Here is a 24,306-nt window from a genome sequence, read left to right on the forward strand (position 1 = left end):
TTTATACCATTCGACGTACTACAACAATACATTCAGACACAACGCGGCATACCCTGAAGCTCCATGCACTTTACGTACATTAATACTATTTTACGCGACTGCTCTCTATTCGTCAATCCATAATGCACGCTTGCCTGAGTCAAGTAAACGTTGTCTTCTTTAGCGGCCTATCAGGCTTAATACTCATGCAAACAAGGTACCTAGTGAGACCAATGTCTTACCAGGTACCTTGCGGATCTACTTAACAACTATTTGAATTGATGCGCTCATTCTATTTCAGGTTGCGGCCTGAAGTTTTGCGCCACATTCGGGACAAAAACGTGTGCCTGGCTCTATAGCTTGCGTGCAATGGGGACAGATGACTTCACGGGCAGGAAGTTTTGTGCCGCAGTCCTGGCAAAACTTGCCAGGTACTCCCATGCGGCGGCAGGTAGGACAGGGAACTCCATGCACCTGCCCACTGGCTTGCACCGGTTGATAGGGTGATGCACCTGGTGGGAGATTTGACATCTGAGGTGAAGCTAGATGCCCATGTGTAGGAGGGGATGCCACAAGGTCAGGGGTCGCGGCTGTGGGAATAATATTGACGTTGAATTGGGGTGCTTGATATTGAGACTCTATCTGTTTGCGTTGAGCATCGATATTCAACTCATGCTGGAACTGAGCACCATCGGCTTTGAGATCAGGAGCGCAACGTGTGCACAGATTCAGCCTAACGTTGAAACAGCGCATACATACAGTCTGGTAGCAACGCGGACAGGTATGGAAATTGTGTTGAATCTCCGCCCACGATCTTTGGAGTGCCTCAGCCTGCTCGGTATGCCATTGGGTTCCATAAATCTTCTGACCAGCCTCGGCGGCACGCCCCCAGAAGCCATTAAGCATCTCGATACCAATGTCCATAACATTGCTGGCTGTACTTACTGATGAGCGAACCGGCCTGGTATCAACCTGCCAGTAGCAACTCTGGCAGGTAAAACGGAAGGCAAAGTAGCCCTGAGACTGGTTGCTGAGATCCTGGTAGATGTTAGGGACGACGTAGTTTTGCGACATCCTGCCACCTCAAGCATTATTTTAAGTTATTATCGCAAGCTATTATCGCGCTGTGACAACCGAGATCGCAGCCGTACCCGGGCCTGTATGCGTGCCAAGGACCGCCCCCAATTTCCAGATCGCGATCTCTTCTGAATATACAGTTCTGAGCGCCTCAGCAAGCTGTTCACCCGTTTCCTGGCTGGATTGAGCAATTGCCAGATACTCAATTGGTCCTAATGACTGAAGAATTTGAGCGACACGCGCATAGGCTTTACCACGTGTACGAGCACGCTCAATCGGCACAACTTCGCCTTCTTTCAGGGCAATGATAGGTTTGATATTCAACACATTGCCAAGCATGGCCGTCGCTCCACCTATACGCCCCCACGCCTGACATATTCCAGCGTATCCAGGACAGCGAAGATGCGTGAGCGCTCCAGACGATCGAGCAGATTAGCCTTGATCTCCTCCAGGGACAGGCCCTGCCGAGATTCTTCGGCAGCTTTGATAATTGGATAACCCAGTCCGGCACTAATACTTGTAGAATCGATGATCTCAATGGGCGTTTTTTGGGCATCGGCTGGCAACGTATCATATGCGGTTCGGGCCGACTGATAAGTTCCACTCAGCTTGGATGCAAGGTGAACGGAGAGGATGCCACTTGCCCCCTCGTCAATCAGGCGTGTATACGTCTCCTGGAATTTGGCGGGGGCGGGCTGTGAGGTACGGGGAAGCTCTTTACTCTCTTGCAGCTTTTGATAGAAGGCAGCGTTATCCATCTCTACATTATCGAGATAAGCTTCATCACCAAAGGTTACGGTAAGGGGAACAATCTCGATACCTAATGCCTTCGCCTGCTCAAGTGGTAAATCTGAAGTGCTATCAGTTACAATGCGAACGGTCATAATTTCCTCCTGCCGCAATGGCGTCATTTCTTCGCTGCCCCACATCTGATATTAGGAGCAACTATGCGCATTCGGCCAGCATATCATCCTTAGTTAGGCGCACGTCTGCGCGCGCAATAGCAATACTTCCGGGACAGGGCAAGGGTACTACACCCCTCGCTCTGATCTCAATGGGCCCTCTTCACTCACTCCACTGAGAGAATATAGGTATAATAGGGCTGCCCACCATTGACAACTTCAATCTCAAGATGTGAATGCAGTTGTTTAAGTCGCTTGCTCGTTTCATTGGCGGCTTCCGCAGATACATCTGCGCCATAATATATAGTAACTATTTCGTAGTTATCAATATGCATACGCTGGAGAGTATCTTCGAGCACCTGAGACATCTGCTGACCCGCGACCGCCAGATTGCCATTAATGACACCAATAAAATCACCTTCGCGCACATTGATATTGTGGATATTCACCGTGCGGACAGCGGTCGTGATTTCGGCGGTTTGGATAGTTTGGGAGGCTTCAGTCATAGTCTGGCAGTTGTTGGCAAAGTCATCCTCATAGTTGTAAGCCATAAGGGCGGCAATACCTTGAGGCAACGTCTTACTAGGGATGACATAGACCTCTTTCTGAGTCAGACCACCAACCTGTTGAGCACTAAGGATAACATTACTATTATTGGGGAGGATGATGACTTGTTGTGAGGGAGCATTATCGACTGCCGCGAGGAGTTCTTCAATACTGGGATTCATGGTCTGCCCACCAGAGACAATGCTATGTACCCCCATGCCTTTGTAGACCTCCTCGAAGCCTGCACCAGAGGCAACGGCAACCAGCGCCACATGAACCGGCTCTTGCTCTGCGGCAGCCCCATCATCGCTGGCATGTTCGGCGGCACTCTCGGCGGCATAGGTTAAGCTTTGTTCCTGTAGGTTCTCGATATTAATATCATTGAGGCTACCCAAACTAACACCATAATCAAGGATCTTACCAGGCGTCAAGGTATGAGTATGCACTTTAAGAAGTTGCTCATCACCTGCTACAACGGTCGAGACGCCACCCATATCGATGATAGTCTGGCGGATTTGTTCAACATCAAGATTCTCGCCACGTAGTAGGAAGACCACCTCATAGCCAAACTCCTCCTCAACCGTGACCCGCCCCTTTTTGATCTGCTTTTCCTCGAGGCGAGGAGATGTAGGAGTCTCGGGGAGTGTGGAGGTGAAGGCTTCTCCACGTATATAGCGCAGAATGCCTTCCAGGATAGTACAGAAGCCTTGTCCGCCGGCATCAACCACTCCTGCCTGCTTGAGGGTTGGCAGGAGATCGGGGGTACGTGCGACAGATCTGCGAGCGGCAGAAACAGCCTCTTGCATCAGCCCGACCAGGTCATCGCCACGCTCCGCACTCTGAGTCGCAGCCTCAGCTGTTTCGCGGACGACTGTCAGGATAGTTCCCTCAACGGGCTTGATAACAGCACGATAGGCGAGACGTTGCGCCTGTTGGAACGCTTCGGCGAGGTCAGGAGCGGAGAAGGTGGCCTTTCCATTCAGACCTTGAGCCAGACCACGTAGCGTTTGTGAGAGAATGACACCGGAGTTACCGCGCGCACCAAGCAAGGCATCGTGAGAGAGACGCGCCGCTATCGCGGAGGCAGAAGTCTCTTCGCTATTAGCAATGGTACGAATAGCCGACCTCATCGTCGCGGACATATTTGATCCAGTGTCACCATCGGGGACGGGGAAGACATTGAGAGCATTAATCTTCTCTCGATTCTCTTCCAACCACGCCGCGCCTGCCAGAATAGCTTTTCTTAAATCCTGGCCGTCAAAAACGCTGATACGTCTGGTTCGTTGTCGGATTGCGCGTGGGGAATGTTCCTGCATAGCGACTGTGCTACCTTTTTTTACAAATTTTCTGATGTACCGGGCCCATGAAGGAGCCCCTGAACATTCACATTGACTTGAGCAACGGGCAGGCCTAACGTCTTCTCAAGCGAGAATTTAACGCTACTCATAATATTGTGAGCGATTTCGGAAATACGCAATCCATACTCCAGCACGATATACACATCCACAATAAGCTGGTCATTGATCACGCTGACTCGAACACCTTGATTCGCCTGCCCGGCTTCGAGCAACGTTGCTTGCCCATAGTGTAAACGAGGCGAGGCAAGCCCTAAGACACCATAGCAACCTGTTGTAGCCTGTACGACAATGGTATGAATAGCGTTGGGTAGGACTTCAATTTTGCCTCTGGGGTGAGAGTTGGATTGTGCTTTTAAAGCATGTGCTTTTGGCATACGCAATGATCTTCTCTCTTGCCAAATTGGCCCGTATGGGTTATACTCGCATAACGTGCCAGGGTTTCCCAAGCGAAGCACGCGTTGTTAGTCTTGACAATATCGCTGTTTCAGCTTATCATCATTCTGGTTGTGCGGCTACCGCGAAGGAGATTGCTCCCGCGCCTCCCTGGCAATAACACAAGGGAGTAGCCACTGAAGCAGTATACCAGAGACCCCAATCATAAATCAAGCAGCAGCGGAACGTTGTGTCGGCAGCCCGGAATGGTCGCTGCCGGAGCCTCTTAACTATAGAAGCAGGTCATGAGCACAGGGCATGTTTCCGTCGCAGTCTGGTAGGAAGGAAGAGAAAAATGGCAGCAGGTCGTTGTGATATCTGTGAGCGCAAGCCGATGTACGGAAACAACGTGCCACACTCGCAGCACCGCACGCGTCGTCGCTTCGTGCTCAATGTGCAGCGCCGTCGCCTTGAGGTAAATGGCACGTTGCAAAACGTCAATATCTGCACACGCTGCTTGCGAACCATGAGCAAACTGCCCAAGGTGCGCTAAGCAAAACAGAAGAAAAACAAAGGGTATCCACAACGGTGACTTCCTCCTTCATCGAGGAGAGGTGATCGTTGCGGGTACCCTTTCTATATTTCCAGATAAACAAGGAAAGCAGCGCGGCTTCCTATGGAGCCGCATCGCCCTTCACATCCCTCAAGTAAAAACGTAGCCTCTATACAATGTTTTCGCGAAAACATTGTATAGAGGCTACGTAGTCGAGGGGTAGCCACTGCTGATAGATCGTAGTCCCATTACACCTGCGATGGAAGAACTGAGATACGGCTGGGTTGGCGTCGGTTCTCAAAGCGCGTGCGTAATTGTCCACAAGCTGCAGCGATGTCGTCGCCACGTTCAGCGCGGACGCTATTGCTGATTCCATGCTCATAGAGGATATTACGGAAGGTACGGATGGCTTCAGATGAAGGTGGACGGTAACCCGCTGAGGTGACATTGACCGGGATACAATTGACATGCGCGAACTGCTTCAGCGGGGCCAGCAACTCACCAAGTTGGTGAGCTCGCTCCTCAGTATCGTTAACCCCAGCCAGCAAGACATACTCAAAGGTGACCTGGCGGCGCGTGGCAGCGATATAATCCTGACAGGCAGCCATCAACTCTTGCAGGGGATACTTACGCGTAACAGGCATGGTCTCGCTTCGCGCCTCATTGGTAGGGGCGTGTAAAGAGATGGCAAGGTTCACCTGTAACTGCTCTTGACTGAGCTTACGAATCGCTGGAACCAGACCAACGGTCGAAACCGTCATGTGCCGCGCGCCAAGATTGAAGCCCTTTGCGCTATTCAGGATGCGTAAAGCCTGAAGCACATTAGTGTAGTTGTGGAGTGGCTCGCCCATACCCATGAGCACGATATTAGTGATGTGGTCAATGGGCGTGCTACCAGGCAGACCTACAGCGCTCCAAGGCTCCTGTTGCAGTTCGCGCGCAAAGAAAAGTACCTGCGCGACAATCTCGCCTGCCTGAAGATGGCGGTCAAAGCCCATCTGTCCCGTAGCACAAAAGGTACAACCAAAGGCACATCCCGCCTGACTGGAGACACAGACAGTCGCGCGAGAACTACTCTCGCCAAGAGGTGGATACAGCATCAACACCGACTCGATCAGCTTGCCATCAGCGAGTTCTAGTAGGATTTTGCGCGTGCGATCATCTTTAGAATGCTGTTCGCTACGCACAACCACGGGGCCGATAGTCGCTTCCTCTTCAAGACGTTGGCGAAGCTTCTGAGGCAGGTTGGTCATGGCCGCAAAGTTGTCAACAAGGCGCTGGTAGATCCAGCTATAGATCTGCGTGGCGCGAAAAGGTGCCTCACCTCGCGCGGTCAGCCATTCCTGTAGTTGCGGCAGTGTAAGCGAGAGCAGATCAGTTTTAGGTTGTATGTTATCTGTAGATGGTGTCGATGTTGGTATCATAGTGTGGGTATTATAAGGTTTTTGTAGTCGCTTTGTCCACTTTGTAAAGCCTTAAATGTCGAGAAGGCATAAAACATTCACACGTATTACGCAGATATAACTTTTTTCACTTTCAGCCATACATGTATATAAGAAGTATCAAGGATAGCTCGTTAGGATTGAACAAACCAGGATTCTGATAGAGCAGAAAGCGGGAGCTGATGTCGCTTCAAAGCACGCCAAAGTCACAATCGGAACAGCCTACCAGGAAGAGCGCAAATAGCCAGGCGCGGATCAGGCGTGTCTTGCATAACAGAAACTTCCTCTTGCTATGGATGGCCCAGTTGATTTCCTTGACGATCTTGAATGCGACGAACTACGGCGTGATTGTGCTGGTCAATAGCGTAACCCAGTCGGTCTTCATGGCGGGATTGGCAATCATTGCTTTCACATTACCAGCTATCCCCTTTAGCGCCATCGCCGGAGCAGTGGTGGATCGCCTCAATAAGCGACAGGTACTCTGGATAAGCAATATCCTGCGTATGCTTACAGTCCTGTTGATGTTTGTGAGCATAGTACTAAACCGGGGAAACCTCTGGCCGCTTCTGCTCCTGACCTATTGTACCTCGTTAATAGGACAATTCTTTATCCCTGCCGAAGGCACGTCTATTCCTTTGCTGGTTGGCGAACGCGACCTGATGCCAGCCCTCTCACTCTTCAACATCTCGATCACCATCTCCCAGGCTCTTGGCTTCCTGGTACTGGGACGCGTCGCCACCGCACTCTTTACGCCCTTTGATATTCATCTGGGCAAGCATATCTTCCATGTGCAATCCATCGATATGCTCTTCCTGCTCGTCGCAATTCTGTACGCGGTCTGCGCCGTGCTTATACTATGTATTCCAGCGCGTCATTTCACCGAGCCACACCTGAAAGAAGCACAACGAGAACGTGAACAGAGCACAACACAAGAGGCACTCAGGCGGCTATGGCGAGATCTAAATCAAGGTTGGCATATCGTACGTGCCGATAGCTTGCTCTTCTTCTCCGTAGTACAACTCTCGGTAGTTGGTATTTTGCAACTACTCATTGGTGAGCTCGCAGGCACCTTTGTACAGGAAGCGCTACACCGCCCACCAGAGGATATGGCCTTGATCCTGGCTCCCGCTGGCATTGGGCTGGTGGGAGCATCAGTACTCATGACTCCCCTTACCGAACGCCTCGGGCGCATTCGCCTAACATTGATTGGCTTTATCTCGCTTGCGGTTGGCTTCTTACTTCTACCTACAACACAATGGCTATGGACGCGCCTGGACCCGGCACATAGCGCGACTTCGCCAGGGTTATTCTGGACCATCATTTGCCTCATCACACTCTTGGGCGTTGCGATGGCCTGCGTCAACATTCCCACAAATACGATTATGCAGGAGCGAGCGCCTGAAAGTGGACGCGCACGTGTACTAGCCTTTCAGTTCATGCTCTACAACTCAGGCTCAATTCCGGTCCTGCTCTTCGCGGGGGCTATCGCTCAATGGTTGGGCTTCAATCTACTGATAGTAGTTCTAGCTGCCGCGATGCTAGTCTTCTGTTATTGGGCATCTCACTTCACCGAACCGCCAAAGAAGGCACAGCACCACTCCGAGAGTTGACGATTGAGCCGGGGCCCGGCGTTAGCAGAAGCGCAATGCCTACATACGAAAGAGCTCAAGGCTTCTGAACTCTGCTATAGAACATCAGGCAAGTAATACCCATGAGCCACTATTGGGGATGTCTTTCAGCATTTTCCTTCGTCGAAATGGCTAAAGCATCATCAACAAAACGACGGAGCAGCGAGACAAAGGTCTTCCAGTCCCGCTTATCCCACTGTGCAAGGATGGGTTGCATCAACCACTCACGAGCCGCATCCAGAGCATTAGTAATTGCCAGTCCTTCTGGCGTGGTAGCCACCTTGCGTTCTCGCCCATCGCTGGCACTAACATGACGCGTTACCAATCCCAGGCGACCCAGGGTAGCAACCTGTCGGCTGACGGTGCTGTGATCACGCCCATTAGAATGCCTTACCGATGCTCTAGTGCAGCCCTAATGGGTCAGATGAAAGACCAGTTCGGTCGCAAAAGGGTATCTCTGGATGCGCCAGGGAGAGTCCGCAACAAGCTGTTGAAAATGGGCTTCATAGTTCGCGGACATACCCTTACCACGTCCACCCAGACTGGCAACGGGGAAGGAAACAAAGAGATGGCGAGCTCGAATAGCGCGCAGAAGGCGTTGGCTTGCCTGCTTATCAACTTGTTCCAGACAGGGAAGTGTCTTAAAGATGAAGGCGATATCCACCTCAATCTCAGGTGGTTGCTGAATGACATCCTGAGTCCAGGCAGTGCCTTGTATACCAAGGAGCGGAAAGCTATTATTCAGAAAGTCGCTAAGCCGCTCATGGATATCGCAGGCATAGTATGTCAGAGGTACGGATGGAACACGTGGTAGCCAGGGAATGCAGAGCGGATTGAGACCACAGGCGACATCAAGTATGCTCTGATAAGGCCCAACTTCAGCAAATAGGGTTGAATAGAAACTTTCCAGAACAGGAAGGCGCTCGCGAGTTGAGGCGTGGGAATTCATAATGGCCCGGCAGGTTTGCTTGAGGTGTTCAGAATCGTTGAGGCTAGCAGCCTCGGCAAGCTGCGTATGCCATTGCTGATAATCTTCATTGCCAGGTAGATAGGCCCCGCTAACCTGATGCAGCTTGTTTTTAATAGCCTTAATGATATCCTTCGTGCCGCGCCGCTTCACAATCTCCTGACTCGCGATAGTACGCACCAGGGCAGGGCTGGTATCGCGATACTTGCTACTAGCGAGCACCTCAGCAACCAGATGCTCAATTTGATCCGCTTGCCGCTCATGCTCCTTTGGCATAGACCTCTCGCAATCGCTGTTCCAGCATAGTCATAAAGCGCAGATTGTGCAGGGTTGCAAGGCGATAGAAGAGGGTATCTCCTACCTTAAACAGGTGATGAAGGTAGCCGAGGGAATAATGAGAACAGCAGAGGCAATCACAGACAATTGAGACTGGACGTTCGCTCTTGATATGCTTATCATCATTCACATAGATATATGAAAACCATTTTGCATCGTCCGTCCGATCCGCGAAGGCATATAGGCGACCGTGGCGCGCGTCGCGGGTGGGCATAGCGCTATCGAAAATACCATAGCCAACCTTCGCGCACTCGGCGACATTCCCTGGATGGCCCACGCCAAGAGCATGCATCGGGAAAGATGCCGGAACAAGCTCCCGCGTATAGGTAATAATATCGATCAAGAGCTTGCCTTGCTTATCCAGAGGCCAGCCACCGTAACCAAAGCCGTCGAAACCGATCTCAAGTAAGGCCTCGGCGCAACGCTTACGAAGCGCAAATGATCCACCTCCTTGAATAACACCGAAGAGGTGAGGGCGTTTATCGCCGAGTTTGCGTTGCGCGACCTGAAGCTGAAACTCACGTTTACAGCGTTTCGCCCACTCAATGGTGCGCTCGACGGCTTCCTCTTGAATCGCCTCAGGAGCATCTACATGGGTGCAATAATCAAGGCACATCACAACATCGCTATCATAGCTGAACTGAAGCTGAATAGCTTTCTCGGGACTCAGGAGAAATTTACGATTGGAGCCTTCAGGCTTAAAGGTGATCCCGTCATTACTCAAGGAACCAAATTTCGCGTTCTGCTGAATGAGCGAATAGGCCTGGAAGCCGCCTGAATCCGTCACAATGGGTCTCTGCCAGGCACTCATCTGGTGGAGGCCACCCAGAGCTTGAATAGTGGAGGAGCCAGGGCGCTGCATCAGGTGGAAAGTATTCATGACTACCGCCTGCACCGAATCAGCTTCCAGATCCGTCGCGTCAATAGCACGCACGACGCCAAGCGTCGCATCCGGCATATACACAGGAAGCGTAATAGCTCCATGTGGTAGCTGGAGCGTGTGTACACGCTGCTGACTGACATCACCTATTGAGGAAGAGCTATGGTCTGGTGTGGCTGAACTCATGGCCTGATGCTATCCTTTGTCTACTTATTCCTTATATGAAGCGCCTCTTGCCCAGCATGGCCCAGCGCTATTCCCCCTATTATAGCGGGTGCTGTCTAGCTATTTATAGAGGCGACTCGTGGCCCTTGATAGCTCATCAGATCCAAAGGTGGAGCGAGATACCAGAAGCATTCTACAGTGTTAAGGAATGGGGCGATGAGAAAACAGAGCAATTCACAACCTGGAGTGTGACGAGGCGCGATTTTAGCGCGTATCTATTATGGAGAACTTATGATATTCAAGTGCCTCGGAGGAGGTGGAGGTTCACAATATGATATTGAATATAAGCATTGTCGATATCCTGTTTGTCGTGACGGTAGCATTGATGGTGTTTAACGGAATACGCAATGGAGCCATCTTTAGCCTTATCAATTTGATTAGCATTCCCATTGGTTGGTTCGCGGCTTATACCTATGGACCAGAGTTCACAACAATACTAGCCTCAGATAACGCTCCAGCTACGCCCCTCATCGCAATGCTCGCAATCTTCTTTGGTGTAGTCTTTATCTTCCATATTGCAGGCACACTTATTCGCGGTGCGGTACAGAAGATACCAGGCGTGGGTTTTGGCGATGCCTTGCTTGGAGGTTTCATCGGCCTGTTTGAAGCCTGGCTGCTCTGGTTGCTCTTACTGATTGTGCTAAGCGGATTTCTGGCGGATGCGCAGCGTGGAATATTCCGTGTCAGCCCGCAACAATTGCGATCATGGCATGATTTCTACAACGCGGCAGTTAGTGAGAGCCTGTTCGCTCGTCTAAACTCGTTCTTTGTGCATACGCTCCCTGCGCTAACACAGACATGGCACCCCAGGTTGCGTTTCATTCGAGGCTCACTTACAATGGGGGTGAGAGGCATAACAATGAAGTAGTAGCGCCATTCAGGAATGGAGGAGATTACGATACATCGCTTGAATGATAGTAGACGCCAAGGGCCAGAGCTGGCCTATTTAGTGGCTGTTGAAGCTAATGAGCAGGAGAGCATGTGGGGTGCGGAGGACTCACTGAATGAGTTGGAGGAGCTTGCTAACACGGCAGGCGCGACAGTCCTCGGGCGCATGGTCCAGCACCTGGCACAACCAGATGCTCAAACCTATCTGGGAAAGGGCAAGGCACAAGAGCTGGCAGAGTTGGATAAGCAATTGACGCTGGACCTGATCATCTTCGATGATGAATTATCACCGACACAGCAGAAGACACTAGAGAAGATGCTCAACGCGCGTGTAGTTGACCGGACCGCGCTGATTCTCGACGTCTTCGCGCAACGCGCGCGGTCGCATGAGGGACGCTTGCAGGTTGAATTGGCGCAGGCTGAGTATCTCCTGCCGCGCCTGGCAGGTAGTAGCACTTATTCGCGTCAGGCTGGTGGCTCACTAGGCGCAGGTGGAACGGGCGGCGCAATTGGCGTGCGAGGTCCCGGCGAGACTCGCCTTGAGCTTGATCGCCGCCGCATTCGTCATCGCATCACCTCATTGCGCAAAGAAATTGAAGAGACACACGCGCAACGTGCATTACAGCGCAAACAGCGCATAGCACAGGCCATGCCAACTATCGCCCTGGTGGGTTATACGAACGCAGGCAAATCTACCCTCTTCAATGCACTGACTGGTGCTGGCTCACTGGCAGAAGACAAGCTCTTCGCCACGCTAGATCCCATAACGCGCCGCCTCTTGCTACCCAACAATCAGGAGGCTCTGCTCTCCGACACAGTCGGGTTTATCCAGAAGCTTCCAACCCGCCTGATCGCGGCCTTCCGGGCTACGCTAGAAGAGGTTGTAGAAGCGGACCTATTGTTAGAAGTGGTGGATATTCGGCATGAGAATGCCTTTGAGCAGAGTGAGACCGTACGCGATATTCTTGACGAACTGGGAGCCAGCGATAAACCGCGTGTGACCGCGCTTAATAAGATAGACCTGCTCCATGATCCGGCAACAATCGATACCAGCCTCTACACCAATGCCGTACCAATCTCAGCCACGCAAGTAACTGGACTTGAGGAGCTATGCGCGAAGATCTCATCAGTTCTCGCGGACGCGATGGAACAGGTACGAGTGTTGTTGCCCTTTGAGCGCGGAGATCTGGTCGAGCTTTTCCACCGACGAGGCCTGATTGAACATGAGGAACATGACGAAGAGGGAACCTGGCTTCAGGGGAGACTCCCCCATTCCCTAGCGGCCTACTTCCTACCTTTTGTTGAAGTGACAGAGTGAGAAATCATAACCTTAGCCGACACAGTGTAAGCGATCGCTCACACTAGCACACCTTATCCGCTGCCAGTGTGAGCGATCACTGCAAGGTGATGGTTGGTCAGCACTCCGTATCAAAGATCTCCCCACAAGCCAGGATCACCGCTACCGCAATGCGACATCATGGCTAGTACAAGCACGCGGGTTTCTGCACAAGAGAGTATACAGAAAAAGCGGAAATGTGATATGGTAGGGACAATGGCAAATTATATAAGCCAATTCCAATATAAAGCTTATATATTCGCCGATATTTTTACGATCTCTCCGAAAACAGGAGCATCTCTGGGTTGTGCAAAAACCAACGTCTCCAGAATGGCGACAAGCGCTGATTTGGGGCGGAAGCACAGCGTGCTCTGGATTTCGAGCAAGAGATTCGCGCTAGGCACAACAACAGTGTCAGTTTCTACATAAGATCTTAGTAAAAGCTCTGGGGAAGCGTTATGGCAGAACTACACCCTAAGTTGAAGAGTCGACCCATACCTCTACGCGTACGTTTTCGACCGGCCCCCGGTCCTGAACAGCAGCAGGGGGATTTTTCTGGCGGGGCCGAACCCGTAGCCACTAGTGAACACGGGGGACTATTTTCCTACGCCAATGAGGGTGAAGCAAAGCGTCGAGGAGAGCACATTAAAGAGCTATTGCGTCTGGGGAACCTGCTTAGAGCGGATCTGGGGCTTGATGATGTGCTGCAACAAATCGCGGCATCCATCGCGAACTGTACAGGATTTCAGGCCCTGGCAATTAATCTGGTGGATGAGCAGGCACAGGTAACGCGAGTAGCAGCCTGTATTGGTGTCTCGCCGGAAGACGAGCGACGATTGAAAGACAATCCCGAGCCGCTGGCAACAATGTTGGGCATGATGCGTCCCGAGTATCGCATCAGTCAGAGCTACTTCCTCTCTCATACTCAAATGAAGGAGAACTTCACCGAGCTAGTCAATGTTCCTGCTGGCACCCTGGAAGGGTATGGCGAGGGGAAATGGCATCCAGAGGACACGCTGATCATCCCCTTATATAGCTTGCGCGAGGAGAAATTGCTGGCAGTACTCTCAATGGGCAATCCCGAAGATGGGAGCCATCCATCTGAGAGTCGCATAGAGTTGGCCGAACTTTTTGCTCAGCAGGCTGCAATCGCCATTGATAACACGCGCCTGTTTCAAGAACGAGAAGAGGAGCATCGAGCTCTGGAAGAGGGAGTAGCCCGTTTACGTGAAGAGATGGAGCCTCTACGTAGCGGAGACTTACGTGTGCGCCTCTCCTCTCATCACGAAAAGCTTCAGCCTATCGCCGAGTCTATTAATCAGGTAGTGAGCGAGATCGGTTCACTACTCGGACGGGTACAGATGGTCACTGAGGCTGTCGATGATCATACTCGAAGCGTGCGCCTGAGCTCCGAATCCCTGGTACGAGATACAGCCCAGCAAGGGCAGAAGGTAGAGCAGATCTCGACGATTATTGAGCAGATCGCCGAATTGATGCGTCAGGTATCAGATAAAGCCAATACGCTTTCGCAAACATCATCAGACGTCGCGGAAGTCACGCGAGAAGCCCAAAGCGCAGTCATGCGCGCTGTAGACGGAATGGGAATGGTACGTGAGACCACGCTGGAATCGGGACGCACCATGAAGACCCTCAGTGAGAGCGGTCAAACCATTAATGAGTCCGTAACAGATATCTCCGATCTTGCCATTCGTATGCACCATGTCGCGCTCAACGCGGCTATCGAGGCTACCAGAGCGCAAGAGCATGGTCAGGGCTTCGTCCTGGTCGCGCAAGAAGTGCGCACTCTCGCCAACTATGGAAGCGAAGCAGCACGCAAGGTTGGCGCATATATCCGCACAATCCAGCATGAAACCACAGCCATGTCTCAAAGCGTAGAGCAGAATACGCAGCGAGTCGTGATGCAGACTGAATTGGTAATGCAGACAGGTGTCGCTTTGGAGGCCATTAGCGCGGTTACTGAGCAGCTTTCAATGCTGATCGAAGGGATTTGTATAACCTCAGATCAGCAGATGAAGGGCGCGCAAAGAGTAGTGGGTGTAGTACATGATATCTCACGCACTACAGGAGATATCACACAGAGTATGCGCAATATGCAGGAGTCATTAGAGCACCTGCTCAACCTCTCCGATGCCTTGCGTTCACGAATGGCAGTCTTCCGTATCAGCTATGATTTGCACGTCTAAGGAGCGAATTACCTGTATTTTTGTGAGTTATCGCATATTCAGGAAGGGAAGAGTCCGCGCATAATTAAGAAGGAGTTCACGCCCACAAACTCAGGCAACGGCTGTCCAGAGAAAATTGCTCAACGAGTAATAAGCAGTTTCTGCGTCTATGTGGTAAGAGGTAAGCTTTTGCGCACTTAAGCGAAGCAAGCTGCCAAACAGGCAGCATTGGCATATGCTTTAGGGGCAAAGGCAGCAATGGTTGGAGATGCAGGCAATGGGCCGTTGCGTGTGCTTCTTGCTTGAAGAGTGGGGAGCATGCGCGGCAACAGTGAGACATGATAATTGACCACGCGTTAGGGAGTAAGACAGTTGATAAACTCAGCAAGTAGCCCTCCAAGTTATGGCTCTATCAAGTTTGTGTCCGGGCCGTTAAACGGTCAAGTATTTCCAATTACCAGATCCTCTATTGACCTTGGACGCGAAGGTGGCAATGATATCATCATTCCAGATCCTAAGGTATCGCGGCGACATGCACGGATCTTCTGGGACAACGGTAACTGGCTGGTAGAGAATCTCTCTCGCAGCAGTAACATCTTGCTCAACCAGAATAAAGTGCAGCGTGGAACGTTAGTACTGAACAGCAATGTAACACTGGGTGAAGATAGCACATTCACGGTTATCTCCTTGCAGGCCCCGCCTGCTCAAGGGACCGCAGGCACACCGTTGGTACTTTCCGCTCAACCCGCTGCCACACCGGTTCCGCCAGTTCCAACGCCACCAATAGCTCCAATCGCGGGCTCAGTTCCTCCAAGCAGTGCGCCGATGCAGGCTCCGTTTGGAGGAGTACCACCTCAAGCATCCATGGGTGGAATACCGCCCCAGGCTCCGATGGGTGGAGTACCACCAATAGCTCCAATGGGCAGCGCACCTCCCGCCTCACAGGGACTTCCAGGCTCAGGAGATCGCACTGCCATCGCGGGTATGCCAAGCATTGAGATCAGTAGCAACATTCAATATGGAACGCTCAAGCAGCCGTTGTTAAAGCCGGTAATCAATATCGGACGCAATCCAGCGTGCGATATCGTGGTGAACGAACCAGTGGTCTCCGCGTTCCATGCTCAGATCGTGCGCGAAGGCAATGATTGGGTCCTGATTCACCCACACCCCTCACGTGGGCGCACGCTGAATGGGCTGCTCTATCAAGGGCGTATCATTCGCGGCGAAGAACAATTTCGCAAACCACTGGTCCACGGTGATATTTTCCGTATCGGTGACGAGCACGGCACACTCGTTACTCTGACATATGACAATGGTAGCGGGGCCTCGCAAGAGCAGCCACCGGAGATCCATCCGATCCCGTTGAATGCTCCGGTAATCACAATTGGACGTGCCCCCAACAACATGGTAGTGCTGAACCATCCCTTGATCTCAGCCTATCACGCGCGCGTAGAGCAGGGACCCAATAATACACATCGCGCCATCGACCTCAATAGCACCAACCATACCTATGTCAATGGGCAACGAGTCTCACAACAAGCCCTGAGGGCTGGAGATGAGATTCGCATCGGTCCATATCGACTTACCTATACTGGTACCCAACTCACGCAGTATGACGAGAGTACCAGCATCCGCATTGATGCGCTCAACCTCGTGAAGCATGGCAATAATAACGTCGTGCTGCTCAACGACATTTCGCTGGTCATCCCACCACGCAAATTCGTAGCCCTGGTTGGTGGCTCAGGCGCAGGCAAATCTACCTTGATGGATGCGCTCAATGGCCTGCGGCCTGCGCAGAAGGGCACAGTGCTCTATAACGGCCAGGATTACTATCACAACCTCTCGGCCTTTAGTACTCAGCTTGGCTATGTGCCCCAGGACGACATCGTTCACCGAGAACTAACAGTAGAGCGCGCGCTCTACTACGCGGCAAAGATGCGCTTACCAAGCGACTTCACAAAAGAGCAGATCAATCAGCGTATCAATGAGGTACTCGATGACGTCGAAATGTCCGAGCGCCGCAAGTTGCTGGTCAATAAACTCTCAGGTGGACAGCGCAAGCGCGTCTCTATCGCGCTTGAACTGCTAGCCAATCCGAGCGTCTTCTTCCTGGATGAGCCAACCTCGGGCCTTGATCCAGGTCTGGACCGTAAGATGATGTTCCTCTTGCGCCGCCTGGCGGACCGAGGGCGCACGATCATCCTGGTAACACACGCCACCAACAATATTAATGCCTGTGACTACGTCTGCTTCCTCTGCCAGGGAGGGCGTTTGGCCTACTTTGGTCCACCAAACGAAGCCAAAACATACTTTAACAAGACCGACTTTGCCGAAATCTACAGTTCACTGGAGCCTTCAAAAGAGAATCCAAATGTGCCATCCGAGGCTGAAGCACGCTTTAAGTCCTCGCCAGAGTACTATAAGTACGTCGTAGCGGCGGTAAATGAGGGGCATGCCAAGCGCGCCAACGGACAGGGTGTGCAGAACGAAGTCAAGCGCGCACGCGGTGGCAATCCGTTGAAGCAGTTCATCATCATGTCGATGCGCTATATCGAACTGCTGAAGAATGATCCGGGTAACCTGGCAATCCTGCTGCTCCAGGCGCCAATTATCGCGCTCCTGCTGGTTGGCATGGTACGCTTTGAAATTGGCACCGGGGTCTTCAATGAGGATAAGATCGTCCAGTGTCGCACCCAGATACTTACGAAAAAAGGGCCGCTGGCATTACCAGAAGCCAATACTAAAGAAACTGTGGGCTGCCAAAAGGTCAAAGATTTCCTGAAGAATGATCCACGCGGAATAGACTTCGTCAAACAGAAAGACAACGACGCAGATGAAGCGCTACAAGAGTTCATCACGCCAGCTCTAGGCTCGGATGCTCAAACGTTGCTCTTCGTCATGGCTTTCGGTACGGTACTCTTCGGCTGTATCAATGGCTCGCGTGAGATCGTGAAAGAGTCACATATCTACCGACGCGAACGAGCCGTGAATCTGGGTATCATCCCCTACATGTTCTCAAAAATCGTCGTGCTAGGCGTGCTCTGCTTCTTCCAGAGCGGTGTCCTGCTGCTTATCATTAATCTTGGTGAACCGCTGGTCTTCAGTGCCTTCTTGCCGGTACTGTTAGAGGTCTATATCACACTAGTGTTAACCTCGCTGGCGGGTTTGATGATTGGCCTGACAATCTCAGCGCTCTCGCCCAACAACGACCGCGCTGTAAGCTTTGTACCAATTATCCTGATTCCACAGGTCATCTTCTCTGGCTCGATTATCCCGTTTAAGGATAAATTCATGCAGGTAGTGTCGTTCTTCTTCCCCACCCGCTGGGCAATGGCGGCACTTGGCTCATCGGCTGGCCTGCATGGCGATAAAATTAACGGCGACAAACTGTTTGGTGATGACTATACCTATCACGGACATGTCTTCTCCATCTTTAGCCAGGCCGAATCGACGCAGCGCATCCTACTAGCCTGGGGGGCTCTAGCGGCCTTCGTCATTATATTAACGATTGTGGTTGGCTTCTGCCTCAAGAGCAAGGATGTAAAGGTCTAAGCTCGTTCAGACCAGAACAAGGCACCCGGAGTAATATTTTCCGGATGCCTTGTTCTTTTGTTTGAGAAACAAATGAGTTCTTAATGCCGGTACCAAAACTGATCCCAGGCATGCCAGAAATTATCGGCAGTTGAGGTTACGGTACGAGGGCCCTCGATAGTCACATTGGGACGGTTAATGAAGTCGCTAACCCCATCAGGAGTCGCTAACTCAACTTTAAAGGTCACTGGCCCCTCAAACTTGAGTGGCTTGGGCCAGTTCTTCTTCTGGCTCAGGGCTTGAGCCACACGCATCTCAATGAGCGAGCAGGCATCTTTAGGAGCCATATTGATCGCGGAGAAACGACCCAATCCCTTTTTGACCTGAGCCGTCACAATCTCGTTTCCAAGAAGAGCCTGGACCTCACGGCAAGTTGCGGCATCGCCAGCAGCAAAGACAACAGGTACGTCCCAGCAACCCGCGATAGCAGCCAGAATGCCGCTTTCACCGACGAAGGTGCCATTAATCGAGGCGTTATGCCAGGATTCGGTGGAGACGGTATGGCAGAGAATGCCATCGGGTACACCCGCCATAGCGTGCGCCCCGACAAAGAGGACGGCATCACAACCCATCTCATATGCATCGGTGAAGCGTGCCCAGGGATGCCCAAGCACATATTGCGCACCTGACTCTAACAGGTCTGGCACAAAGCTCTTAAAATTATGCTCCCCACCCGCGCCATGGCAATCGACGACATAGACCTCACGGGCACCGGCCGCACGCGCGCCACGTACTGCTGCATTCATCTCTTCCGTGTATAGTTTACGACATTCTTCGTAAATATGAGTCCCGCTTGTCACCTGGGGCCACGTTTGAATACCAGATATGCCCTCCATGTCACAGAAAATGACTACACGCATACTTTTCTCTCTTTCTCGCTGCCATATGGATTCTTACCAGGTCTGCCGTCCAACCAGGAGGTGACATCTATCTCTTTCTACTATACAGAGACATCCCCAGACCGCGACACAAGCCATATATCGGGAGTTATAGCGAATCCGCCAGGGTACATGTAAACACCAGGCATGTGCTAGAGGCTGCACGTGCTCCCTGAGAAACCTATAGATAGTGTATTGTACAACACCGCTCATGCCGCTCGCTTGCTCAGGCGTGCTTGCGACGCGACCTGGAAGCTCGTTTGCGCTCTTTAATGACGGGGGCTCATACTCACGGTAAAAGCGTTTGCCAATGCGCCATCCAAAGAAGCCGCAAATGAGCGCGCCAACAATGACGAGCAGGAGAGATGGCAAAAAATAGACGCGGGGCAGAGCTTTATTGGTAATGAGAAGAGGGAGACCAGTAACCAGGAGTAACAGGATAAAGATGCCTGCGACTGTCCCCATGCAGCAGCCAAGCGGCCCCCCATTAGGCGTAAATTCTTCAGGCTGAGAAGGGCTGGTTGTAGTTTCAGATATCTCAGGAGACGCAGGCTGCTCCTTGTCAGACACGCTCTCCACTTCGTTCGTGTGTGCAGGCGAATTCTCTCCAGGGATCTCCGGCAGGGCGTCTAGAGGCTGATCTTCTGGCGATGGACGCGAATCTGATTCTGTAGGCACGAAAGGGACTCCTCTTGCATGATAAGGATTGCTGGCAAAATCATACCAGTATCAGGAACCCGCCTGCAGTTAGCAGGCGGGTTTGATCATCGGGCTTAAAAGGTACCGAACTGGCGATCTCCAGCATCACCCAGGCCGGGAACGATAAAGCCATAGTCGTTAAGCCGCTCATCAAGGGCCGCGATATAAATGTCAATATCAGGATGGGCCTGGCGTAATTTGAGCAGGCCATAAGGGGCAGCAATGATGCAGGCATATGAAATACGCCTGACGCCCTTCTCCTTGAGAATGTTGACGGTATCAATGGCCGAGCCACCAGTCGCCAGCATAGGATCTACCACATAGCAAATCTGGAAATCGACGTTGTGAGGCATACGGTTATAGTATTCCATAGCCTGGAGGGTATGCTCATCGCGACGCAAGCCTAGATGCCAGATCTGCACATCGTGCAACACCTCACGGAAGCCCTCGGCTAATCCCAGGCCCGCGCGCAGAATGGGGGTAATACCAATACCCCCGGCGAGCTTGTAGCCAGTCATGCTTTCCAGAGGCGTCTCTATCACCTTCTCTACCAGATCCAGTTGTGCGGTCGCTTCATAGGCTAGCAGACTTCCAATCTCCTTCACCAGGCGATAGAATTGAGGTGGCGGCGTGTGCTTATTGCGCAGAGCGGTCATTTTATGAACCATCACAGGATGCTGCGAAATATGTACACGCGGCAGGTTCAAGACTTGCTCACGACCAGGTTGGGGTACGCCCTGCATCGGCAGGTCAGGTCGCCCCTCCCGGGTGGTAACGTTGGACATGAAAAACTCTCCTTCAACATGGCGGCGTTATTCTCTGTGGAAGATTGTACCAAAGATAGAAGGAAGCGTCGAGACTGAAGTAATTTTCTAATTCTCCTATAGGAAGCGTCCTGGCGTTACACTGAAAGATGAGTATGCTATACTGCTTTCAAGATCCTCATGTGGATCGAAAGCAAGGTTAGCGAGCGTCATAATCGCTCATTAGGCAAACTCTAGCGGAAAGAGTGTTTTCGCGAAAACAAAGATGTCGAGTACTTTTGCTATAGGTGCAGGTGCAATCACACTATATCTCCCAGGATGCCATTCCTTAAAGGAAAAGCGGCAGATCATTCAATCGCTTCTGGCACGTATTCGCAACCATTTCTCGGTAGCGATTGCCGAGGTCGAAGAACAGGACCGCTGGCAGATCGCCAAACTTGGCGTCACCTATGTGAGTAATAACGGCCAGCATGCAGGAGAAGTAGTTGAGCATGTGCGCCGCTACATTGAAGAGACGCGTCCGGATATCTTTGTTACTGACTTCCAAAGCGAAATTCTTCACTGGTGAAAACGTTATGTCTCTAGATATAGTAGATACAGGGCAAACAAAGCCTGAGGATTCACTGACGGTCCTGGGGGTACGTGTGGATCGCCTGACTCAACGCGAGACACTAGAGGGAATCGACCGACTTGTGGCTTTGCGGCGCGAATCGGAAGAGCCTATAGAGTGTCAGCAGGTCATTACCGTCAACACAGAGTTCATCATCGAGGCACAGCATAATCAGCCATTTCGCCAATGTATCAATGAAGCGGCTATGGTCGTTCCCGATGGTATGGGAGTGGTCTGGGCTACGCGCTACCTTGGTAAACCCGCACCCGAGCGGGTCACAGGTACAGATACGCTACCAGAAGTAGCGCGACTCTGCGCGCGGCGCGGCTATCGCCTTTACTTACTGGGCGCGGCCCCCGGCGTGGCTGAATCCGCAGCCGAACGGCTTGGCGTGCTCGCGCCTGGCCTTCAGATCGCCGGGACATACGCGGGTTCGCCCGCGCCTGAAGAAGAGGAGGCCATCTGTGAGTGTGTGCGTATCGCACAAGCCGATGTACTCTGTGTAGCCTATGGCGCTCCGGCGCAAGAGCTTTGGATCGCGCGTAACCGCTCGCGCCTGTCTGTCGCAGTTGCGATGGGCGTTGGTGGTGCATATGACTTTCTCTCTGGTCGTAAGCCACGCGCACCCAAATTAATGCAAAATATGGGCCTGGAATGGTTATATCGGCTCTATCGTGAGCCATGGCGTATCTGGCGTATGCTGGCGATTCCACGCTTTATGATATTGGTCTTACTTAAAGGACGAAAAACGGCATGACGATACAAAGCGTCGACCCCTCGCGTTTAAAATCCATTATCGCCGCCTTTCAGGGCAAGCGTGTACTTGTAATAGGCGATATGGTCGTTGATGAGTACTTAATTGGACGGCCAGCGCGCATAGCACGTGAGGCCCCCGTTTTGCTATTGGAACTAGAAGAAGAGCTTACGATCCTGGGTGGGGCAGCCAACGTGGCTGTGAACGTCAACTCGCTCGGAGCGGATGTCTACCTAGCAGGCGTGATTGGCGATGATGTACATGGCAGACGCTTCCGCTCGGCTGTCCGCGAATTGGGCATTCATGATGAGGGCCTGGTTCATGATGGAGACCGCCCAACCTCCACGAAGACACGTGTGATGGCAGGAAGTACGCAAGTCGTACGCCAGCATATCGTGCGCGTGGATCGTGTCGATAAATCCGGCATTGGTGAAGACTGCCGAGATAAACTCTGTGAGTACATCAAGGCCGTATTGCCAGAGATGGATGCCATCGTGCTTTCCGACTATGAAATTGGTATGATTAGCCCCAAGATCATCGAGACCTGCGTCCCTCTAGCGCGTGAATTGAAGAAGGTCATTGTCGCAGACTCTCATGGCTCGCTCGACCGCTTCCAGGGTGTAACCGCGCTGACACCAAATCAACCCGAGGTTGAACTCTCACTAGGTGAGACCATTGAGACATCGGAGGATCTCGACCGCGCGGGACAACGCCTCCTCGACGAATGCAACGCTCAAAGCGTGCTCGTCACACGAGGAAGCGAGGGTATGAGCCTCTTTGAGGCCAATCACCCTCCAGTTCATCTTCCCGTCTACCCTCTGGAAGCTGCCAGCAATGTAGTAGATCCCAATGGCGCGGGCGATACGGTTGCCGCGACCTTTACCCTGAGCCTGACGGGAGGCGCGAGCAAAGCGGAAGCAGCCTACCTTGCCAATGTCGCCGCCGCGCTGGTTGTGCGCCGCCTGGGTTGCGCCAGCAACACCCCAGAAGAGTTGGTGAGGGTTATCCGATGAATACGCACCTATCCACAACATCTACCAAAATCCTCTCCCGTGCAGAGTTAGCCGCCGAGGTCGCACGACGCCAACAGGCAGGCGAACGCGGTGTCTTCACCAATGGTTGCTTTGACCTGTTGCATCTGGGACATGTGCGCTATCTTCAGGAAGCACGGGCACTGGGAGACTTTCTGGTATTGGGGCTTAATAGCGACGAAAGCGTGCGCGCACTCAAAGGGCCAACACGTCCCCTAGTACCAGAAAATGAACGCGCAGAACTGCTCTCGGCACTGGCCTGCATCGATTATGTGACCATCTTTGAGGAGCCAACCGCCAGCAACCTGATTGAGAGCCTCCATCCCAGCATCTACGTAAAGGGTGGCGACTACGCTGGTACGGTACGCGGTATTGATCCAGAACGCCTACCAGAAGCAAAGGTTGTCTTCGCCTATGGAGGCGAGGTGCGTTTGATTTCCTACCTTCCTGGCTACTCAACAACCGAACTCATCCAGAAAATTCAGAGCTTAAACACCACCAAGCTCTAGTATAGACATGCTGCAACCGATACTGGCCGAAATAAAGGTAGTCAGTATCGGTGCAGCGATCCCTCGCACTTCCTCGGAAACAACTCGAACCTATGCGGCTCAAGGCTCACAATCTGCCTTTCTTCAGCCTGGGTCCGCGCTTCTAGCGCTCAAGAGAATCAGATGTGCCAGTAAATTGTGGCGCGCTACAATTTACTGGCACATCTTTCAAAGAAAGGTTCCAAAGCAGGGCTGGCTTAGCAGAATGAAACAGCCATGCCGGCTGTTAGCGTCAGTTGTCGCCTTAACGAATTTGCCGTATAATGGGCATAGCTTTTGATCACTACAAAGAACTTACACGAAAACCAACGTGCTGCCGTGTCTCCGCATGGGAGTCGCGACTAGTGCTAATAACCCTCATTCCTGGCGCGGCATATTCAGGTTTTCGAATAGGAGGCTTGCTATAATGGCGTTTCATATAAACCCATTTGATGGTATTTTTATTGGTGACTTCTTCGGTTTCCTTATTTCTCTGCCTATTGGTCTCTTTCTCGCCTTCTGGTTTAGCGCGATTAAGCGACGCAGTATGGCGGTATTGGGGGCGTTCCTTGGTGCCTTGATCGGATTCATTGCCATTTACGCCTGGATTGGTACCTTGCTCTTTGATCCGCCAGTGCTGGCCTCGAATCCTGGAGCGGCATTCTTCGCATCAGCCCTCTTCTGCTCCATTCTCGCGCTGGCCTTCGCCATCTTGATTGATGTCCTGGTCGCAAGCAAAAGCACTCGCGACTATCGTCGCGCGGCCCATTAAGAGCTCCG

21 protein-coding genes and 1 pseudogene are annotated in these 24,306 nt (G+C 52.1%); 11 read left to right on the forward strand and 11 right to left on the reverse strand.

All coding sequences use genetic code 11. The features are described 5' to 3' along the window. Positions 1 to 276: 276 nt before the first annotated feature. From K3T82_RS08725 to K3T82_RS08745, 4 genes and pseudogenes are all read right to left on the reverse strand, one after another. On the reverse strand, positions 277 to 1,053 hold the full coding sequence (locus K3T82_RS08725) for a zinc ribbon domain-containing protein (RefSeq protein WP_220193093.1): 777 nt from the start codon (positions 1,051 to 1,053) through the stop codon (positions 277 to 279). Positions 1,054 to 1,095: 42 nt separating this feature from the next. Further along, positions 1,096 to 1,985 (reverse strand): annotated as a pseudogene (locus K3T82_RS49825) (DegV family protein). A 140-nt stretch (positions 1,986 to 2,125) separates the two neighbouring features. Then, positions 2,126 to 3,820, reverse strand: coding sequence for a DAK2 domain-containing protein (locus tag K3T82_RS08740; protein ID WP_220193096.1), 1,695 nt, complete (start codon positions 3,818 to 3,820; stop codon positions 2,126 to 2,128). A gap of 20 nt (positions 3,821 to 3,840) precedes the next feature. Next, entirely contained in the window at positions 3,841 to 4,236 is a 396-nt protein-coding gene (locus tag K3T82_RS08745) for an Asp23/Gls24 family envelope stress response protein (protein ID WP_220193097.1), read from the reverse strand. A 353-nt stretch (positions 4,237 to 4,589) separates the two neighbouring features. Here K3T82_RS08745 and rpmB point away from each other — a divergent pair, with 353 nt between their 5' ends. Then, positions 4,590 to 4,787 carry a 50S ribosomal protein L28 gene (rpmB, locus tag K3T82_RS08750; RefSeq protein ID WP_220193098.1) on the forward strand — a complete coding sequence of 66 codons (198 nt, stop codon included), beginning with the start codon at positions 4,590 to 4,592 and terminating at the stop codon, positions 4,785 to 4,787. Positions 4,788 to 5,035: 248 nt separating this feature from the next. Here the strand turns inward: rpmB and rlmN are convergent, their stop codons facing one another. Beyond that, positions 5,036 to 6,211 (reverse strand): dual-specificity RNA methyltransferase RlmN, encoded by a 1,176-nt coding sequence (gene rlmN, locus K3T82_RS08755; RefSeq protein WP_220193099.1) that lies wholly within the window; start codon positions 6,209 to 6,211, stop codon positions 5,036 to 5,038. A gap of 200 nt (positions 6,212 to 6,411) precedes the next feature. On the opposite strand from rlmN, the gene K3T82_RS08760 reads away from it, so the two are divergent. After that, positions 6,412 to 7,839, forward strand: coding sequence for an MFS transporter (locus K3T82_RS08760; RefSeq protein WP_220193100.1), 1,428 nt, complete (start codon positions 6,412 to 6,414; stop codon positions 7,837 to 7,839). 109 nt (positions 7,840 to 7,948) lie between these two features. Here K3T82_RS08760 and K3T82_RS08765 read toward each other — a convergent pair whose 3' ends face one another. The 3 genes from K3T82_RS08765 to tgt form a co-directional block, all read right to left on the reverse strand. Beyond that, positions 7,949 to 8,182, reverse strand: coding sequence for a hypothetical protein (locus K3T82_RS08765; RefSeq protein WP_220193101.1), 234 nt, complete (start codon positions 8,180 to 8,182; stop codon positions 7,949 to 7,951). Positions 8,183 to 8,269: 87 nt separating this feature from the next. After that, positions 8,270 to 9,100, reverse strand: coding sequence for a class I SAM-dependent methyltransferase (locus tag K3T82_RS08770; RefSeq protein ID WP_220193102.1), 831 nt, complete (start codon positions 9,098 to 9,100; stop codon positions 8,270 to 8,272). After that, entirely contained in the window at positions 9,084 to 10,226 is a 1,143-nt protein-coding gene (gene tgt, locus K3T82_RS08775; protein ID WP_220193103.1) for a tRNA guanosine(34) transglycosylase Tgt, read from the reverse strand. Before tgt ends, K3T82_RS08770 begins: the two co-directional genes overlap by 17 nt. Before the next feature lie 310 nt (positions 10,227 to 10,536). On the opposite strand from tgt, the gene K3T82_RS08780 reads away from it, so the two are divergent. From K3T82_RS08780 to K3T82_RS08795, 4 genes are all read left to right on the forward strand, one after another. Beyond that, the gene (locus K3T82_RS08780; protein ID WP_220193104.1) at positions 10,537 to 11,133 is read left to right on the forward strand and encodes a CvpA family protein; all 597 of its coding nucleotides are present in this window, start codon (positions 10,537 to 10,539) and stop codon (positions 11,131 to 11,133) included. Positions 11,134 to 11,148: 15 nt separating this feature from the next. After that, positions 11,149 to 12,471 (forward strand): GTPase HflX, encoded by a 1,323-nt coding sequence (gene hflX, locus K3T82_RS08785; RefSeq protein ID WP_220193105.1) that lies wholly within the window; start codon positions 11,149 to 11,151, stop codon positions 12,469 to 12,471. Positions 12,472 to 12,947: 476 nt separating this feature from the next. Further along, the gene (locus tag K3T82_RS08790; RefSeq protein ID WP_220193106.1) at positions 12,948 to 14,693 is read left to right on the forward strand and encodes a methyl-accepting chemotaxis protein; all 1,746 of its coding nucleotides are present in this window, start codon (positions 12,948 to 12,950) and stop codon (positions 14,691 to 14,693) included. A gap of 351 nt (positions 14,694 to 15,044) precedes the next feature. After that, a complete protein-coding gene (locus tag K3T82_RS08795) occupies positions 15,045 to 18,224 on the forward strand; it encodes an FHA domain-containing protein (protein ID WP_236031066.1) in 3,180 nt (1,059 codons plus the stop codon). An 80-nt stretch (positions 18,225 to 18,304) separates the two neighbouring features. On the opposite strand, the gene K3T82_RS08800 is transcribed toward K3T82_RS08795, so the two are convergent. From K3T82_RS08800 to upp, 3 genes are all read right to left on the reverse strand, one after another. Next, entirely contained in the window at positions 18,305 to 19,123 is an 819-nt protein-coding gene (locus K3T82_RS08800; protein WP_220193107.1) for a M55 family metallopeptidase, read from the reverse strand. A 33-nt stretch (positions 19,124 to 19,156) separates the two neighbouring features. Next, positions 19,157 to 19,819, reverse strand: a complete 663-nt coding sequence (locus tag K3T82_RS08805) for a hypothetical protein (RefSeq protein ID WP_220193108.1) — start codon at positions 19,817 to 19,819, stop codon at positions 19,157 to 19,159. A gap of 95 nt (positions 19,820 to 19,914) precedes the next feature. Then, the gene (upp, locus tag K3T82_RS08810; RefSeq protein ID WP_236031266.1) at positions 19,915 to 20,541 is read right to left on the reverse strand and encodes a uracil phosphoribosyltransferase; all 627 of its coding nucleotides are present in this window, start codon (positions 20,539 to 20,541) and stop codon (positions 19,915 to 19,917) included. Positions 20,542 to 20,869: 328 nt separating this feature from the next. On the opposite strand from upp, the gene K3T82_RS08815 reads away from it, so the two are divergent. From K3T82_RS08815 to K3T82_RS08835, 5 genes are all read left to right on the forward strand, one after another. Further along, on the forward strand, positions 20,870 to 21,172 hold the full coding sequence (locus K3T82_RS08815; RefSeq protein ID WP_220193109.1) for a DUF503 domain-containing protein: 303 nt from the start codon (positions 20,870 to 20,872) through the stop codon (positions 21,170 to 21,172). 7 nt (positions 21,173 to 21,179) lie between these two features. Next, on the forward strand, positions 21,180 to 21,971 hold the full coding sequence (locus K3T82_RS08820; protein ID WP_220193110.1) for a WecB/TagA/CpsF family glycosyltransferase: 792 nt from the start codon (positions 21,180 to 21,182) through the stop codon (positions 21,969 to 21,971). Continuing rightward, positions 21,968 to 22,981, forward strand: coding sequence for a bifunctional heptose 7-phosphate kinase/heptose 1-phosphate adenyltransferase (locus K3T82_RS08825; RefSeq protein WP_220193111.1), 1,014 nt, complete (start codon positions 21,968 to 21,970; stop codon positions 22,979 to 22,981). The genes K3T82_RS08820 and K3T82_RS08825 overlap by 4 nt, the downstream gene beginning before the upstream one ends. Next, entirely contained in the window at positions 22,978 to 23,508 is a 531-nt protein-coding gene (gene rfaE2 / locus K3T82_RS08830) for a D-glycero-beta-D-manno-heptose 1-phosphate adenylyltransferase (RefSeq protein WP_220193112.1), read from the forward strand. The genes K3T82_RS08825 and rfaE2 overlap by 4 nt, the downstream gene beginning before the upstream one ends. Before the next feature lie 445 nt (positions 23,509 to 23,953). Beyond that, entirely contained in the window at positions 23,954 to 24,298 is a 345-nt protein-coding gene (locus K3T82_RS08835; RefSeq protein ID WP_220193113.1) for a PTS sucrose transporter subunit IIBC, read from the forward strand. Positions 24,299 to 24,306 lie beyond the last annotated feature (8 nt).

Origin of the sequence: Ktedonospora formicarum, from assembly GCF_016587355.1 — a bacterium.
GTDB lineage: Bacteria > Chloroflexota > Ktedonobacteria > Ktedonobacterales > Ktedonobacteraceae > Ktedonobacter > Ktedonobacter formicarum.